We start from the raw sequence: 15315 nt of genomic DNA on the forward strand, positions 1-15315 counted from the left end.
TTTTCGTAAAAGAAAACAAGTACTCTCCACCGCAGCAAAAGATGAAAGCATGATCATCCGAAAAGGCTCCACACTCCATATATCAATACCGTGCATAATAGAGAGGTTGCAAGCTGACGAAGGATCATCATGACCGCGGTTCTCCAGCCAAGCTCTTTCGCTATTGTCCATAATGTGACAGAGCAGGCAGAAAGTGTTGATGCGAGAAAGACCAATAAAAGTATTTGAATTCCCGTCATGGAGGCCAGCAAAGAGCCGCTCCCTTCATTAAAGAGCAGAATGCCATCCTTTCGTATGGCTGAAAAGATGATCCCCGCAGCCCCTTCTGCAGGAAGTCCCAATAGTCCAAGTAGCGGAGCAACGAAGTATGACAAAGATTCTAAGATACCAAGATAGTTTAAAAAGCCTGCAGCAAGGCATATCATCAAAAACACAGGCATGGCCTGCTGAAGAAACTGCTTAATCTCCATAACAAGCTTGTAGCAGATTCCCCTGAAAGTAGGAAACTGGATAAAACTTTTTCTATGGAGAAAGGGCGGGAGCTGCTGATGAGCATTTCTGTACCAGAGCCTGGAATGAATGATGCTTCCAAATAAAAGAAGCAGCAGATAGGGAAAAAACATCCATGGTTTTTGGGCAGCGTTAAAAACGGATAATGTCGCACCAATCTGGTAGCTGCAGGCCGAACCAAATGATATGAGAGAAACACATTGTTTTCTTGTACAGAAACTGCACCCTCTGCTTTGAAACACCGCAACCACATTGCAGCCGAAACCTGACAAAATAGGGATGAGGTCTCTGCCTTGCAGCCCTGCCTTTCTTAAAACAGGGTCGAGAGTATCTGCAATTCTGTCTTTTATACCCATATCTTCGGTAATGCTTGAGCTTACGCTAATCAATAAAACAACAGGAAACGCCCAAATAAAAGAGTACAAACCGAGAGACAGCAAACCGTAGTCACCGAGCATCATCTCGGTAAAAATGAAAGGAGAGCCGCTCATTACTCTTGATAAGGGATCCAGGATATATCTTTCCGCCGGCTCCTCAATGAAACTGGATAGCTGGAATGCTGCAGCCACGGGCAAAAGGTACATGAGGATAAGAAAGCATAATGCAAACATTGGGCCGCTGATTTTTTTCTCAAAAAACAAAGCAGCAGGTTCCACCCTGCTTATATTCAGCTTCAACAGTGATTGAAGCATGCTGCTGTTTAGAGAAGGAGCTGTAAACAGAGACTGCTCTATCCTGTTTAAAAGTGAGCTTGAAGCTTGTCTGCTGTCAACAAGGTATACAGGCAAATTTCCTGAAGAAGATGCTCTTTTAATCGCTTTTATATCTTCCGTCCTCATTTTATCAGCATGTGTAACAATCAAAGCGCCCTTTTTATTTGCTGAATCAAGCAAAGGGGAAAGCCTTTCAAGCTCTTCTGTAAAAGAAGTGCCCCGAATCACAAGAATCAAGCTGTCTGCTTTACTCAGTTCATTGCTTGTTATCTTGCTTGCAAGAGAGGGATCTTCCTGCAAACCGGGGGCATCTATGAAGATGAAATGATCCTTGCGGTATTCGTTCACAGAATAAGTGGAGCCTTTGACATTTGTCTGATGAGAGACAGGGCGGCCGGCCAGTCTTGAAAATAAGGTGCTTTTGCCTGAAGATTCAAACCCCAGCAGAAGTATTCTGCCGGGGCTGGAAGGATTCGTCAGCATTCGCACTTGACCTCACAGCACGATAAATCCTCAAGAAGCATGTTGTTTCGGCTGTAGATTTCCAGTACAGCAGAGTCGATCGGTATTTGTGCCCGCTCTGATATTTCCTTGGCAACAACAGCAAAACGCTGGCGGAATTTATAAATGAAACAAAATATCACATTTTTGTGCTTTACATTTGGGCCTGCTAGAAATAAATTATCTGTGATAGAAGATTCATCTTTATCAGTTAAACGAGGGACGTTTTCGCCATCCCATTCGAACATGTCCTTTAGCTGCATTGCTCCTGATTGAAAGCCTGTTGCAAGAATCGGCTTGGCAGCAGCTGTATAAACATCTCCTGAAGTTAACCTGATATGATAGCCCTCTTCGTTCTCCTTTTCTACTTCTGCCACTTCTGCACCGTCAACCAAACGTAAAAGCGTAGAATTTTCTATAGTTTGTAACCTCTCTTTTGTATAAGGTGACAAACTCCGGCTCGGATCAGCATCAGAAGAACTCCAGGAAGCAGAACGGGACAGCAGAGTCACTCTTTTCCCATTATTGACGAGGTGATAAGCCGCATCTATGCCGCTTTCATATCCTCCTATGATTACAAATTCCTCTCCTTTAAGTTCCTTCCATGATGAAATCTTACTACTATGAATACAATGGTTGCTTCCCCTAATGCCCGCTGCTGAAGGAAATTGAAATTCTCCTGCAGCCCAAATGAGAAAGGTGGAAGAAATGGTTTCTTCACCATTAATAGTCAGCTGAAAGCTTTCCCTTTGCTTCAGTACACTGGTGACCATAGCTTCTTCATAGATTGGCAGTTCATAATGATCAGCCAGCATTTCAAGGTATTCTCCGTACTCTTTACCTGACAAGTGCTCTTTTTGGTATGTATAAGCAGGTGAAGTTTCCGGGGCAATTGCATTCAAATCCAGCAAGCCAAAGCCGTGTCCTGTAAAAGAGGGGGTAATGAGTTTCATTTCATCGGGCCACTGATAAAACGTTGAGCCGACCTGATTTCCTTCAAGTATAAGAAAATCATCGATACCCAGCTTTTTAAGAAGGATACCCATTCCGATACCAGCAGGGCCGGCACCGACAATTGTAATAGTTGTGTGCTGTTTCATATAACATCTTTCCTTTATCTATAAATAATTGCTTCCAGGAAGCATGTCTTGCATTTTCAACCTTCTGTGTATACAATCTTAATCGTAAAGGTTACGATTTGTAAAGTATTAAATCATTTTTAAAAGATAGGGGATAGTGGAATGAAAGCGAAAATCCCGGTGACAGTTCTTAGCGGTTATCTTGGTTCTGGTAAAACTACCTTGTTAAATCATGTACTCAATTCTGCAGGAAATCTTAAAGCTGCGGTTATTGTAAATGACATGAGTGAGATTAATATTGATGGAGCTCTGGTGAAGCATGGCTCTAACTTGTCAAGAACAGATGAAAAGCTTGTGGAAATGTCAAATGGATGCATATGCTGTACATTGCGTGAAGATTTATTAATTGAGGTAAAAAAACTGGCCGAAAAGGGAGATATTGATTACATCCTGATAGAATCGACGGGCATCAGTGAACCTGTTCCGGTTGCCCAGACTTTTTCTTATATAGATGAAGAGCTGGGAATAGACCTGACTGAGATTTGCAGGCTGGATACGATGGTTACAGTAGTGGATGCCAATCGTTTCTGGCATGATTTTCAATCAGGGGATTCCCTTTTACAGCGTAAAGAGGCCGCGGGAGAAGAAGATGACAGGGATATTGCAGATTTGTTAATCGATCAGATAGAGTTCTGCAATGTATTAATTTTAAACAAATGCGATTTGGTATCGGAAAAAGAACTGAATCAGCTTGAAAATGTGCTGAAGAAGCTGCAGCCGGAGGCACAGATTTTTCGCGCCGTTTACAGTAAAGTGAATCCGGGTCTGCTTCTCAACACTCAGCTGTTTGATTTTGATTCAGCAAGTTCTTCTGCCGGATGGCTGAAAGAGCTAAAACAGGGAGAGCATACTCCGGAAACAGAAGAATATGGCATTAGTTCGTTTGTATATGCTCGCCGCTACCCTTTTCATGCCGAGAGGCTGTTTCAATTCCTGCATACTCTTCCTGATCAAGTTGTTCGCGCGAAAGGGATTGCCTGGTGTGCTTCCAGAAACGATACAGCTCTACTATTCTCCCAGGCTGGCCCGTCAGTGTCACTTGAACCAATTACTTATTGGGTTGCAGCACTTCCCAAAGCAGAACAAAAAGCTATACTTTTAGAAAATCCTGAGCTGGCGAATGAATGGAACCCGGATTTTGGCGACAGACATACGAAACTGGTTTTTATAGGAAGAGACATGGACAAAGAAGAGCTTTTATATGAGCTTGACAGCTGTTTGTTGACAGACTCTGAGTTTTCAGAGGACTGGGACATGCTGCCTGATCCGTTCCGCTGGAATCTGCAGAGAAAATAAGGGAAGTAAGAAGGGTGTTGAATATGAAAGAAATGGAGATTTATATTTTAACAGGCTTTCTTGGAAGCGGGAAAACAACACTATTACAAAAATTGCTGGAAAAGGAAAAGAACAGAGACAGGAAAGTAGCCGTGATCATGAATGAACTCGGGAGCTACTCTGTGGACTCTAAACTTCTAGGCAAAGAAGCCACACTGCGCGAGCTGTTAAAGGGATGCATCTGCTGCACGCTGAAAGATGAAATGGAAAATGAAATTCTTTCACTCTATCAGAGCAGTCAGCCTGACGTAATCTACATTGAAGCGACGGGAATTGCCCACCCGCTGGAAATATTGGATGCGTGCACGTCTCCTATTATTGCTCCCTATGTTCAGATAAAGGCAATTTATTGTGTAGTGGATGCAGCCCGCTGGCTGAACAGGAAGCTTTTGAATGCCAATATCCGCTTGCTCCTTGAAGAACAAGTAATGTACAGCTCAAACATTATAATCAATAAAATAGATATAGTGACAGACGATGAAAGGACTAGGGTGAGAGAGGAGATTGCAGGGAAGAATCCTGGTGCTGCTATCCTTGAAACCACCTTTTCTAACGGGGAATTTGACGAATATGGAAAACCCTTGTGCCGTCCTGCAGCTGCTGAACACACACCTGCACATGCAGCACACCAACTAAAGATGCTCACAATGACCTACCAATTTTCTGTAGAATTAAATAAGCAGGCATTTCTTTCCTGGCTGAGCGATTTGCCGGGAAATGTGCTCCGCGTAAAAGGATTTGTCCGCTTTCACGGGGAAAAGTCTACATACCTGATTCAATATGCTTACGGTATTCCTGTAATCGAAAAAATGCCCCTTTCCCTTCGAGATACCATCGTCATAATTGGGTCAAATCTGCAAAAAGATGTTCACAAAATAGAATTGAAGAAGTTGGAAAAAAAGAGCTTGGACATAAGGGGAAATGACAGAAGAATATAGGTCTTTTCATAAACTAGTTGGCATGTTTATGATTTCTCACCATAAAATAAAACGTAATCATTTTGATTTGTAAAGAGGTGACAGAATGAGAAGAAAAATACCTGTATATGTAATCAGCGGATTCTTGGGAAGCGGGAAAACAACTGTTTTACTCAGACTAATTCAAGAATACGAGAAAATGAAAAAAACTCCGGGAATTATACTGAATGAGCTCGGTGAAACAAACATGGAAGCTCATTATTTTCATTCTCACAAAATAAAAGAACTGTTGAATGGCTGTATTTGCTGTTCAATTCAGGATGATTTAAAAGAAACACTACGACACTTTTCTGTTTTAGATGCAGACGTACTGTTTATTGAGGGAACAGGAGTCGCAAACCCAAATGAAATCAAGGACCTTCTCTTAAGCCCGGAGTTTCTCGAAATCTATGATCTTCAGTCTGTTATAGGTATGGCTGACGCTGGAAACTTTCTCGAATATAACAGCTGGTTATCAAGCACATCTCAAGTTCGGAAACTACTGGCAGAACAAGTTGCATGTTCAGATTTGCTGATTTTAAACAAAACAGATCTTGTGGATGAAAGGAAGCTTAAAAAGATTGAAGGAAAGATACACGGAATGCTTCCAGATACAGTTCCAGTTTTCCGTACTGAATACGCAAAAATTCCCGCGGACATTCTGCTGAGGAAGAGGCATAAAACAGCAGCCCATATTCAAAATGATGGCGGAGGAACAGTCAAGCAGGCGCATCACCATCACCATCACCATCATTCTGAGATTAATGCTTTAAAAATAGAGGCACGGGCTCCAGTAAACAGAACTCTTTTTGAAAAGTGGTTCGAAAGGCTTCCTGAAGAAGTGCTGCGGGCAAAAGGAGTCATTACATTTAAAGGTACACCAGGTACGTATGAATTTCAGTATGCATCCGGAAAGCTCAGTTTAAAAAGAATGAAAGAGCCCCATCAATACAATCCGGCAATGATTGTGATAGGAGAAAAGTTGAAACACGATGAACTGTTAACATCATTTCATTCTATTTGTTTAAACGCGGGCTGAATCAAATCGAACCAAGGGAAACCTTGGTTTTTTTGTGTAAATAACCAGCAGCACAACCGGTTATTGTTTTACAGAGTCAGAAAAAAATGACAGTGGAATCATTCTAGCATGGTAAGGCCAAGCATACATATTTAGTAATGATTTCGATTTACAAGAGGAAGGAGGAAAATCATATAAAGAGGTTGACAGGCGAAGCTTTTGGTCTTGTGCTGCTGATTATGTTGCTGATACTATTCTTGTTTAGTGAAGAGATAGCGGCAGATAGGTTTATTCCGCATATTGCAGTGGACACAGGAATTATTTTTCTCAGTATTATATTAGAAGCTATCCCTTTTGTGATTTTAGGAGTCTTTGTTTCTTCGCTCATTCAGGTGTATATCTCTGAAGAAAGACTTAAGAATTTGATTCCTTCAAGGCCGATTGCAGCCATCATCCCTGCTGCACTTTTAGGGGCTCTTCTCCCCATTTGCGAATGTGCCATTATTCCGGTAGTCAGACGTTTGATCAGCAAGGGAATGCCGGTTCATATTGGTATGGTTCTGCTAATGACTGCTCCGGTTTTAAATCCCATTACAGCATTATCAACGTACTACGCATTTAGACCAGATCTGTCTGTTCTGTACGGCAGGCTCGGAATCACTTTCCTATGTTCAATTATCATTGGTTTACTAATCTTTTTAAGATATCGGTATACTTCCCCGTTAAAAGTTCAGCTGCAGCCCCATATTCACCAGAAGGTAGACTCTTCGCGGGTACTAAAGGTATGTTATCATACCACCCAGGAATTTTTTGATATGGGAAGATATTTAATCATGGGAGCACTTGCAGCAGGTCTATTTCAAACAATGGTGAACAGAGACCTGCTGAATTCATTAGGCCAGAATACTTTATTGGCTCCTGTATTGATGATGGCTTTAGCCTTTTTGCTGTCATTATGTTCTGAAGCAGATGCTTTTGTTGCAGCAACCTTCAGTCAGTCGTTTACAACTGGATCTATTGTAGCATTTTTAGTCTATGGACCTGCTATTGATTTCAAAAACATGCTGATGATGCTTGCTTATTTTCGGTTTACATTTGTTATGTTCTTTTTTACATCTGTCACCTTGGTTATATATGGAACGATTATCTTACTTCAATAAAAGGGGCAAGAAATGATTGCTACTCATGATTTTATAAGAGGAATTATATTGGCAGGATATGCTTTGTTGTTTTACAAGCTTCTCATACATGCTAAACTGGATCATTTTATTGCGCCAAAAATGTTTATTTATATCTACTTTGCTTTTTTTGCATTTTTATTATTGAGTTCATTATTGATAGCCGGATCAAGAAGGAATTCTGTGGAACAGGCCAGACAGGATTGTGACTGCGAGGGAGGTCATTATTATCCTTCTTCACTGCTTGCTTCTATTTCGGTTTATGCTTTGTTTACAATTCCTTTGGCAGTCGGTTTTCTCTTTTCAGATCATGTCCTTCATAGTGACAGTGCGGAAAACAGATCCATTCAGCTTTCTTATAACAAGCCTCCTGAAAGCTCACAGCTGCTGCTGGGAGAAAGCAGAGAGATCATTTTGCATGATGATCATTTCCTCGGTTCACTCTATCTTATCAATCAGCATCAGCAGAAATTGCAAGGAAGTGTTATAGAGGTGAAGGGTTTTATTTATCGAGATAGTCATATAAAAGGGGATTTTGCTGCCATAGCAAGATTTGGGCTAAGCTGCTGTACTGCAGATGCTTCCGTCTATGGGATACTTATTGCAGATCCGGAAATAGAAAGTATAGAAAGAGACACATGGGTAATAGCCAAAGGAACACTCTCACAGGCAAATGTATCAGGGAAGCTGGTTCCCTTGCTGATTCACCCTGTTATTCATGTGATTGAAATGCCCAAAAGACCCTATGTTTCAGAATGAGCATTTTCAGTTGCAGAACACTTCAGAATATGTTTTAATACTAAAGTGACACTTAATCGTAATCATTACGAATTATATAGAAGGAGTGATATCATTGGCTAAAAAATCAAAAGTTGTCCGGGAAAAGCAGCGCCAAGAAATGGTTGCAAAATATGCAGAGATCAGAAGAGAACTAAAGGAAAAAGGCGATTATGAAGCGTTGAACAAGCTGCCTAAAAACTCGTCGCCAACCCGCTTGAAAAGCCGTTGTGAAGTAACAGGCAGACCAAGAGGATATATGAGGAAATTTGGTATGTCCAGAATCGTATTTAGAGAACTGGCTCATAAAGGTCAGATTCCCGGTGTGAAAAAGGCAAGCTGGTAATTTTTAAATCGTAATAATAACGTTTTGGGAGTGCTGAGAATGAACCAACACAAACAGGATTATCTTTTAAAAACTGCAGTGAACAAACTGCCTGAGGCTCAAAAAAAGCTGTATCAATACGTCGTTGAACTGGAGAATGAGCTTGCCGAAGCTGCCGAAACAGCTGATCAGTTTATGAATCTTCTCGTAAAGCACTCCCCGCATGGGCAGGCAGCCATAACCTTCAATATGACATTTCAGGAAGTATACGAAGAAATGGAGAATATTGAGCGCTGTTTGGCGCTGGAGCTACAGAATATGAAGAACCATGCAAAATGGCTGCATTTGATGGAGAGGGATCGGTTTAACAAGACATTTTTGTTTCTTTGTTAGGGGAACAGAGGGGAACAGAGGGAAACAGTGCCAGGCACCACCCGAAAAATCTTGTTTCACGTCTTGTTTCACGGTGGAGAAAAGGGGAACAGTGCCAGGCACCACCCGAAAATTCTTGTTTCACGGGTTGTTTCACGGTGGAGAAGGGTAACAGTGCCAGGCACCACCCGAAAAATCTTGTTTCACGGGTTGTTTCACGGTGGAGAAAGGGGAACAGTGCCAGGCACCACCCGAAAATTCTTGTTTCACGAGTTGTTTCACGGTGGAGAAGGGGAACAGTGCCAGGCACCACCCGAAAAATCTTGTTTCACGGGTTGTTTCATGGTGGAGAAAAGGGGAACAGTGCCAGGCACCACCCGAAAAATCTTGTTTCACGGGTTGTTTCACGGTGGAGAAAAGGGGAACAGTGCCAGGCACCACCCGAAAAATCTTGTTTCACGTCTCGTTTCACAAAAAGAAAAAGCGCCGGCTGCGGCGCTTTTTAAATTGATTTTTTTGTCATTGTTACGTGGGGGATGCCTGCATCGAGAAATTCTTCTGAAACTACGCTGTAGCCAAGCTTTTCATAGAAAGGTACTGCGTGGGTTTGGGCGTTGAGCTTGAATGTTTGCGGCCCTTTTTCGAGTGCAGCTGATTCAATACGATCCATGATGGTTTTGCCGGCACCTTTTCCCCGGTATTGGGCCATGATGCAGATTCTTTCAACTTTCGCATACCCGTCTACAAAGCGGAACCGGCCGGCACCAGCCGGGACTGTTCCGTCATAAAGTACAACATGTACTGCTTCGTCTTCGAATTGATCTATTTCTTCTTCCTCGGGAACTTTCTGTTCATCTACGAATACCTTAAAACGGACAGAAAAGGCATCCTGAAGTTCTTCTTTTGTTCCTACTATTTTTGCTTTCAACTCTTATTCTTCCCTTCCGAGGTGAAAAGTCTCATACACTGTCCAAGAGCCGTTTTCCAGCTGATAGAGCAAGTGAAAACGATCTATAACTTCTTCATGATCAATTGATGTCATGCGCAGTTGTCCCAGGACATCGGAGTGTTCATCATCAGACAGCTTTTGGCCGATTGTAATATGAGGGACAAAAGCGTACTCCGGTTCACCAGTGCTGAGGTCATTCTGATTCAATGCTGTTTGCAGCTGATCCAGCTCTTCCGTTGCTTGAACTTTTAAGTAAATGGCATTATTCACAGGAGAAAAAGAGCTGAATTTGGCAATATTCAGGCTTACAGGCTTGGTTCTGCCTGCAATGTCGCGAAGAAGTGCTGAAACTGCCGGAATTTGTTCTTCATTCAATTCAAACGGGGCCTTTAAGGTTAAATGCGGCGGAATCAGTGCGTAATGAGGATCATACCGCTTGCGGTAGGAATTGGCGAGATCCTGCAATTTTTTTGATGGAAAAAGAACGATACCAAACTTCATAATTATCCCTCCTGATTCTCTAAGGTACACATAGTATACCAAAATATTTACTCTATCGTTTGAGAATTAAAACATATCTTTTAAGGCTTTCTTTAAAAGCGGCTGCCAGTATGTCCAAGTGTGGTCACCGTCAAATTCTTCATATGTATAGGTGACTCCTTTTTGGCTCAGCAATTCTTTTAAGTGAAGATTCGGCTGAACAAAATCTTTTACTCTTCCATCCGTCAGCTTAACCTCTGTTTCCCGCAGGCCAATCTGATGATAAACTGTCAAGAGCGGCTGCGAAGAAAGGCTGTTCAATGCGTCAACCACCTCATCATTTACATATGGAGACTGCAGGATGACCTTTCCGAATATATTTGGATAATCAAGTGCTGTCATGAGAGACACTGTTGCAGCAAGCGAATCTCCAATCAAGCCGCGACCTTCTCCCATTTGATAGGTAGGATATTCCCGATCCAGATAGGGCACGAGTTCATGAGCCAGAAATCTCTTGTAAGCCTCAAACTTGGAGCCTTTTGGATGGTATTTTTCACGGCGGTCTTCTACATCTTTATAAGGAACGCCAACAAGAATGATGTTTTCAATTTCTTTTTCCTGCAGCAGCGCTTCCGCCTGCCGCGCCATTCTTCCAAGCCGGAAATAATCCTGTCCATCCTGAGCAATTAAAATGCTGTACTTATATAATGGAGAGAAGGATTGCGGCAGATACGTCAGAACAGTGAGCTCTTCCTGCAGCTGCTCCGAATAAAACTGCATTTCCTTTACAATTCCAGTTTGTTTACTCATAAATGCTGCCCTCCCAAGTATGTATAAAGCGTTTCCATCTATTTTAGCATGTTTTAACTGGAAAAGCCTGTTTTCAGTTTCAAAGCAGGGAGAAACTATTAGCGTTACTTCTGTCAGCGTACAGCTCCTGTATGGTATAATCAGGGAAAATCATCAGGGTGTGAAAATATGGAACAGCATATTATTGAGGTATTATATAAAATCGAAAAAGAGTATCACATCAAGATTCTATATGCGTGCGAATCGGGCAGCAGGGCCTGGGGTTATTTTTCATCCAACAGTGATTATGATGTCAGATTTATTTATATACATAAGAAAGAGTGGTACCTGTCCATCGATCAACAGCGGGATGTGATTGAGATTCCTGTCGATGATGCACCCCTTCATGAACAGCTGGACATACACGGCTGGGAATTTACCAAGGCATTAAGGCTGTTCAGAAAATCCAACCCTGGATTATTGGAATGGCTGGGTTCTCCAATTATATATATGGATTACCTTCATGCTGCTGACAAAATGAGAGAGATGGAGAAGGATGTATTTTCTCCGGCAGCTTGTCTGCATCATTATTTAAACACGGCAAAAAGTAATTACCGGCATTTTTTGCACCATGAGGAGATGAAGGTGAAAAGTTATTTCAATATGCTTCGTCCGATACTGGCGGGGAACTGGATAGAAAAGTATGGCAGCTTTCCTCCTGCTTCCTTTCAAGATCTGGCCGAAGACATTCTTTTGAAAGGATCACTTCTTGAAGAGATAAATACCTTGCTGAAGAAAAAGCTATCTGGAGAAGAAGAGAACGTAGGATTCAGGACAGAAATTTTGAATGCTTTTATGGAAGAAGAGATTTCCCGCTTGGAGGAGACTGCTAAAAAACTTCAGTATCGTGGGGAAGATCCAACATTCATGCTGAATCAGCTGTTTCGAGAAACACTCGATGCAGCGTGGGATATTAGTAAAAAGGAACGCTGAATCTTCAGCGTTCTTCGTCATCTTTAGTACGTTCATCCAGGTATTCATTTTCAGTTGTAGCGAAATTTGCAGATGAAAGTGAGACAACATCATTGATCATTTCAAATCCATGATTTTGTATTTCTTTAATTCCTTCTTCATACGCATCTTGCTTATCTTTTTCCAAGTATCAGCCCTCTTTTCTTTTATCCATAAAACAATAGCCTGTTCCATTAGTATCATTCTTTTTGCAGCAAGGTATTCGCGGGCGGGCATATCTGAGGGAAATTGTGTTGGTCTATACCTGAAGTCCGGGCTTCAGTTGAAGGTTTTTTCTATTCATGGTAAACTACATTTTATTCTTTTGCTCAATTATAAAGATTACTGAAAAAATAGAAAAAGAGAAAAGAAGGAAGGGTAACGTATGAAAGAGGAAAGACAAAAAATAAGTTTGCAACATTCTTTTGCGGTTTTTTTCTTGATTGCAACTGTCCTTCTGTGGACAAAAACATATGTGATTCAATTAACTCAATTTAATCTTGGAGCTGAAGGGGCTTATCAGCAGTTCCTTTTATGGATGAATCCGCTTGGATCAACACTGCTTTTCCTTGGGCTGGCATTTTTGGCAAAAGGGAGAAGGAAGTTTGTTGCTGTTATCATCATTGACGCATTACTCTCGTTTTTGCTGTATGCGAATGTTTTGTACTACAGGTTTTTTAATGACTTTATTACTCTTCCCACACTGACCCAGACTCAAAATTTCGGGGAAGTTGGGGGAAGCGTTGTAACACTTCTGCATCCTGCAGATATCCTGTTTTTTGCTGATGTTGCTTTGCTGGCTGTTTTATTTGCAGTAAGGGGCAAGGAGATACAAGCGCCCGATTACAGCAGAAAAAGCATTGCAGCCGTATTGAGTGGTGCCATTGCGATTTCAGCGCTGAATCTTGCCATGGCTGAAGCAGACCGCCCTGAACTTTTGACCAGGGGATTTGACCGAAATTATATTGTGAAATATCTTGGAATGTATAACTATACCATCTATGATGCTGTTCAAAGTACAAGAGCTTCGGCTCAGCGGGTTATGGCTGACAGCGACGATATCACAGAGATTGTCAATTTTACAAGATCCCACTATGCCAAGCCTGATCCTGCCTATTTTGGCGCTGGCAAGGGCATGAATGTCATCTATGTTCATCTGGAATCTATTCAAAGCTTTTTAATAGACTATCAGCTTCATGGTGAAGAGGTTACGCCATTTCTGAACTCGATGACACGCGATGAAAACACTCTCTACTTTGATAACTTTTTCCATCAAACAGCCCAGGGCAAGACGGCAGACGCTGAATATATGATAGAAAATTCATTGTTTGGCCTTTCACAGGGAGCTGCGTTTACAACAAAAGGGATGAATACCTATCAAAGTGCTCCTGCCATTCTTGGACAAAAACAGGGCTATACGTCCGCTGTTTTTCATGGAAACAAAGGGAGCTTTTGGAACAGGGATGAAATTTACAAGTCTTTCGGATTTGACAGATTCTATGATTCCAGCTATTACGATATGAATCCGGAAGATCTAGCTCAGTACGGGCTGAATGATAAGCCGTTCTTCCAACAGTCTGTGGAACATTTAAAAACATTGCCGCAGCCGTTTTACAGTAAATTCATCACTGTCACACATCATCATCCTTTTACACTGACCGGGGCTGAAGCAACGATTGAGCCCCACACTACAGGAAACAAAACTGTCGATTATTATTTTCAGACAGCCCGATATGCCGATGAAGCGCTGAAACAGTTTTTTCAGCAGCTGAAGGAAGAAGGTTTGTATGACAACTCCATGATCATTATGTATGGAGATCATTATGGAATCTCCAAAAATCATAACAGAGCCATGAGCCAAGTGATTGGCAGGGAAGTTACTCCTTTTGAAAGTGCAGGCTTGCAGCGGACGCCGCTGATGATCCGTGTGCCTGGCATGGAAGGCGGAATGAAACATGAATACACGGGCCAAATCGATCTTTTGCCGACTATGATGCACCTGCTTGGGATAGAGTCGAAAAATTATATTCATTTTGGTACTGACATGCTATCGAAAGAGCACGATGATATTATTCCATTCCGTAAAGGTGATTTTGTAAGTGGAAAATACACGTATACGGAAGGAACGTATTATGATTCCCGCAGCGGGGAAGAAATTTCAGAAGAAGATCTTCCGGAAGCTGAAAAATATAAGGAAATGGCAGAGAGGAAGCTGGCTCTTTCAGACAGAGTAGTCAACGGAGATTTGCTGCGCTTTTACACGCCTGATGATTTTCAGCAGGTTGACCGCTCTCAATACAGATACAACCATAGAGATGCTACAGAAGACGCTGAATAAGTAGAAGAAAGCTGCCTGAAGAAGGGCGGCTTTTTTCATGGCTAAAAGGTGAAAAAAAGACCTGAGCAAAAGTCAGCCAAGCTTTATTTTTTGAAGGAAGGGTATAGTTAGAGTAATGTAACATATACACATTTCAATCAGGAGGTCATCATCATGGCTAAACATATTCTAATAGTTGTCACAACAGCAGATAAAATGAATGAAGAACACAGCACAGGCTTGTGGCTGTCAGAGTTTGGAGAAGCTTATGCAGAATTTCATCAATCCGGCTATGAAGTGACTGTGGCGAGTCCCTTGGGAGGGAAAGTTCCATTGGATGAGCGCAGCCTTCAAGGGGATGTTCCTCAGGACATTCTTGATACTGCGCCGCTTTTGGAAGATACCATTAAGCTGGATAAAATAGAAGATATAGCTCTCTTTGATGCTATTTTCCTTCCTGGCGGACATGGGACAATGTTCGATTTTCCCAACAATGAGAAACTTCAATTGCTGGTCCGGAATATGTATGAAACCAATAAAGTGGTGGCAGCGGTGTGCCATGGTCCCGCAGGGCTTGTGAACGTCACACTGTCTGACGGATCCCTGCTTGTTGCTGGAAAAAAAGTAACAGCTTTCACTGATGAAGAAGAAAGGGAAACAACACTGGATCAATATATGCCATTCCTATTGGAAACGCGTTTGAGAGAGCTTGGTGCAGAATTCTCTGCAGCCCAAAATTGGAGCGATCATATTCAAAGGGACGGCATGCTGATTACCGGTCAAAATCCGCAATCTACGGTCAGTGTTGCAAAAGAAGTTATTAAACTGCTGTCATAATAAAGTTTAAAGCCTGCCGAGAGATTTTTGGCAGGCTTTTGTATAATAATGAAGAATTTTTTGTGAGGTAGAATACATAGCTTTTATTAAAAAACCCTGCCTGTGAGA

Annotated in this window: 16 protein-coding genes; 10 read left to right on the forward strand and 6 right to left on the reverse strand. The window is 41.9% G+C overall.

The window, feature by feature from the left end:
* Nucleotides 1–53 precede the first annotated feature (53 nt).
* Together GJU40_RS14105 and GJU40_RS14110 are read right to left on the reverse strand one after the other, a co-directional pair.
* A complete protein-coding gene (locus tag GJU40_RS14105; protein WP_154308714.1) occupies nucleotides 54–1706 on the reverse strand; it encodes a nucleoside recognition domain-containing protein in 1653 nt (550 codons plus the stop codon).
* Entirely contained in the window at nucleotides 1700–2824 is a 1125-nt protein-coding gene (locus GJU40_RS14110) for an NAD(P)/FAD-dependent oxidoreductase (protein WP_154308715.1), read from the reverse strand. The genes GJU40_RS14105 and GJU40_RS14110 overlap by 7 nt, the downstream gene beginning before the upstream one ends.
* A gap of 141 nt (nucleotides 2825–2965) precedes the next feature.
* On the opposite strand from GJU40_RS14110, the gene GJU40_RS14115 reads away from it, so the two are divergent.
* From GJU40_RS14115 to GJU40_RS14145, 7 genes are all read left to right on the forward strand, one after another.
* Nucleotides 2966–4159 carry a GTP-binding protein gene (locus GJU40_RS14115; protein ID WP_154308716.1) on the forward strand — a complete coding sequence of 398 codons (1194 nt, stop codon included), beginning with the start codon at nucleotides 2966–2968 and terminating at the stop codon, nucleotides 4157–4159.
* 23 nt (nucleotides 4160–4182) lie between these two features.
* The gene (locus GJU40_RS14120) at nucleotides 4183–5136 is read left to right on the forward strand and encodes a CobW family GTP-binding protein (RefSeq protein ID WP_154308717.1); all 954 of its coding nucleotides are present in this window, start codon (nucleotides 4183–4185) and stop codon (nucleotides 5134–5136) included.
* An 85-nt stretch (nucleotides 5137–5221) separates the two neighbouring features.
* Nucleotides 5222–6193, forward strand: coding sequence for a CobW family GTP-binding protein (locus GJU40_RS14125; RefSeq protein ID WP_154308718.1), 972 nt, complete (start codon nucleotides 5222–5224; stop codon nucleotides 6191–6193).
* Nucleotides 6194–6375: 182 nt separating this feature from the next.
* Nucleotides 6376–7332: a permease gene (locus GJU40_RS14130; RefSeq protein WP_246188372.1), complete on the forward strand. Its 957-nt coding sequence runs from the start codon at nucleotides 6376–6378 to the stop codon at nucleotides 7330–7332.
* A 12-nt stretch (nucleotides 7333–7344) separates the two neighbouring features.
* Nucleotides 7345–8109, forward strand: a complete 765-nt coding sequence (locus GJU40_RS14135; protein ID WP_154308720.1) for a TIGR03943 family putative permease subunit — start codon at nucleotides 7345–7347, stop codon at nucleotides 8107–8109.
* 94 nt (nucleotides 8110–8203) lie between these two features.
* Complete coding sequence (gene rpsN / locus GJU40_RS14140) at nucleotides 8204–8473, forward strand: 30S ribosomal protein S14 (RefSeq protein ID WP_154308721.1); 270 nt, start codon at nucleotides 8204–8206, stop codon at nucleotides 8471–8473.
* Between the two features lie 39 nt (nucleotides 8474–8512).
* On the forward strand, nucleotides 8513–8845 hold the full coding sequence (locus GJU40_RS14145) for a hypothetical protein (RefSeq protein ID WP_154308722.1): 333 nt from the start codon (nucleotides 8513–8515) through the stop codon (nucleotides 8843–8845).
* A 481-nt stretch (nucleotides 8846–9326) separates the two neighbouring features.
* Here GJU40_RS14145 and GJU40_RS14150 read toward each other — a convergent pair whose 3' ends face one another.
* From GJU40_RS14150 to GJU40_RS14160, 3 genes are all read right to left on the reverse strand, one after another.
* Nucleotides 9327–9752: a GNAT family N-acetyltransferase gene (locus GJU40_RS14150; RefSeq protein ID WP_154308723.1), complete on the reverse strand. Its 426-nt coding sequence runs from the start codon at nucleotides 9750–9752 to the stop codon at nucleotides 9327–9329.
* 3 nt (nucleotides 9753–9755) lie between these two features.
* Nucleotides 9756–10274, reverse strand: coding sequence for a YjcG family protein (locus tag GJU40_RS14155; protein WP_154308724.1), 519 nt, complete (start codon nucleotides 10272–10274; stop codon nucleotides 9756–9758).
* Nucleotides 10275–10340: 66 nt separating this feature from the next.
* The gene (locus GJU40_RS14160; protein ID WP_154308725.1) at nucleotides 10341–11063 is read right to left on the reverse strand and encodes an alpha/beta hydrolase; all 723 of its coding nucleotides are present in this window, start codon (nucleotides 11061–11063) and stop codon (nucleotides 10341–10343) included.
* 168 nt (nucleotides 11064–11231) lie between these two features.
* Between GJU40_RS14160 and GJU40_RS14165 the strand changes: the two genes are divergently transcribed.
* On the forward strand, nucleotides 11232–12035 hold the full coding sequence (locus tag GJU40_RS14165; protein ID WP_154308726.1) for a nucleotidyltransferase domain-containing protein: 804 nt from the start codon (nucleotides 11232–11234) through the stop codon (nucleotides 12033–12035).
* Nucleotides 12036–12039: 4 nt separating this feature from the next.
* Here GJU40_RS14165 and GJU40_RS14170 read toward each other — a convergent pair whose 3' ends face one another.
* Nucleotides 12040–12201 (reverse strand): hypothetical protein, encoded by a 162-nt coding sequence (locus GJU40_RS14170; protein ID WP_154308727.1) that lies wholly within the window; start codon nucleotides 12199–12201, stop codon nucleotides 12040–12042.
* A gap of 237 nt (nucleotides 12202–12438) precedes the next feature.
* On the opposite strand from GJU40_RS14170, the gene ltaS reads away from it, so the two are divergent.
* Together ltaS and GJU40_RS14180 are read left to right on the forward strand one after the other, a co-directional pair.
* A complete protein-coding gene (gene ltaS, locus GJU40_RS14175) occupies nucleotides 12439–14391 on the forward strand; it encodes a lipoteichoic acid synthase (RefSeq protein WP_154308728.1) in 1953 nt (650 codons plus the stop codon).
* 153 nt (nucleotides 14392–14544) lie between these two features.
* The gene (locus GJU40_RS14180; protein WP_154308729.1) at nucleotides 14545–15207 is read left to right on the forward strand and encodes a type 1 glutamine amidotransferase domain-containing protein; all 663 of its coding nucleotides are present in this window, start codon (nucleotides 14545–14547) and stop codon (nucleotides 15205–15207) included.
* The last annotated feature ends 108 nt before the right edge of the window (nucleotides 15208–15315 follow it).

The sequence above is a fragment of the Metabacillus lacus genome (assembly GCF_009674805.1).
GTDB lineage: Bacteria > Bacillota > Bacilli > Bacillales > Bacillaceae > Metabacillus_C > Metabacillus_C lacus.

What these genes read in the sequence shown, in the direction of transcription:
- GJU40_RS14105 (WP_154308714.1), bottom strand. Translation starts at nt 1,706, where the DNA reads ATGCTGACGAATCCTTCCAGCCCCGGCAGAATACTTCTGCTGGGGTTT.
- GJU40_RS14110 (WP_154308715.1), bottom strand. Translation starts at nt 2,824, where the DNA reads ATGAAACAGCACACAACTATTACAATTGTCGGTGCCGGCCCTGCTGGT.
- GJU40_RS14115 (WP_154308716.1), top strand. Translation starts at nt 2,966, where the DNA reads ATGAAAGCGAAAATCCCGGTGACAGTTCTTAGCGGTTATCTTGGTTCT.
- GJU40_RS14120 (WP_154308717.1), top strand. Translation starts at nt 4,183, where the DNA reads ATGAAAGAAATGGAGATTTATATTTTAACAGGCTTTCTTGGAAGCGGG.
- GJU40_RS14125 (WP_154308718.1), top strand. Translation starts at nt 5,222, where the DNA reads ATGAGAAGAAAAATACCTGTATATGTAATCAGCGGATTCTTGGGAAGC.
- GJU40_RS14135 (WP_154308720.1), top strand. Translation starts at nt 7,345, where the DNA reads ATGATTGCTACTCATGATTTTATAAGAGGAATTATATTGGCAGGATAT.
- GJU40_RS14145 (WP_154308722.1), top strand. Translation starts at nt 8,513, where the DNA reads ATGAACCAACACAAACAGGATTATCTTTTAAAAACTGCAGTGAACAAA.
- GJU40_RS14155 (WP_154308724.1), bottom strand. Translation starts at nt 10,274, where the DNA reads ATGAAGTTTGGTATCGTTCTTTTTCCATCAAAAAAATTGCAGGATCTC.
- GJU40_RS14160 (WP_154308725.1), bottom strand. Translation starts at nt 11,063, where the DNA reads ATGAGTAAACAAACTGGAATTGTAAAGGAAATGCAGTTTTATTCGGAG.
- GJU40_RS14165 (WP_154308726.1), top strand. Translation starts at nt 11,232, where the DNA reads ATGGAACAGCATATTATTGAGGTATTATATAAAATCGAAAAAGAGTAT.
- ltaS (WP_154308728.1), top strand. Translation starts at nt 12,439, where the DNA reads ATGAAAGAGGAAAGACAAAAAATAAGTTTGCAACATTCTTTTGCGGTT.
- GJU40_RS14180 (WP_154308729.1), top strand. Translation starts at nt 14,545, where the DNA reads ATGGCTAAACATATTCTAATAGTTGTCACAACAGCAGATAAAATGAAT.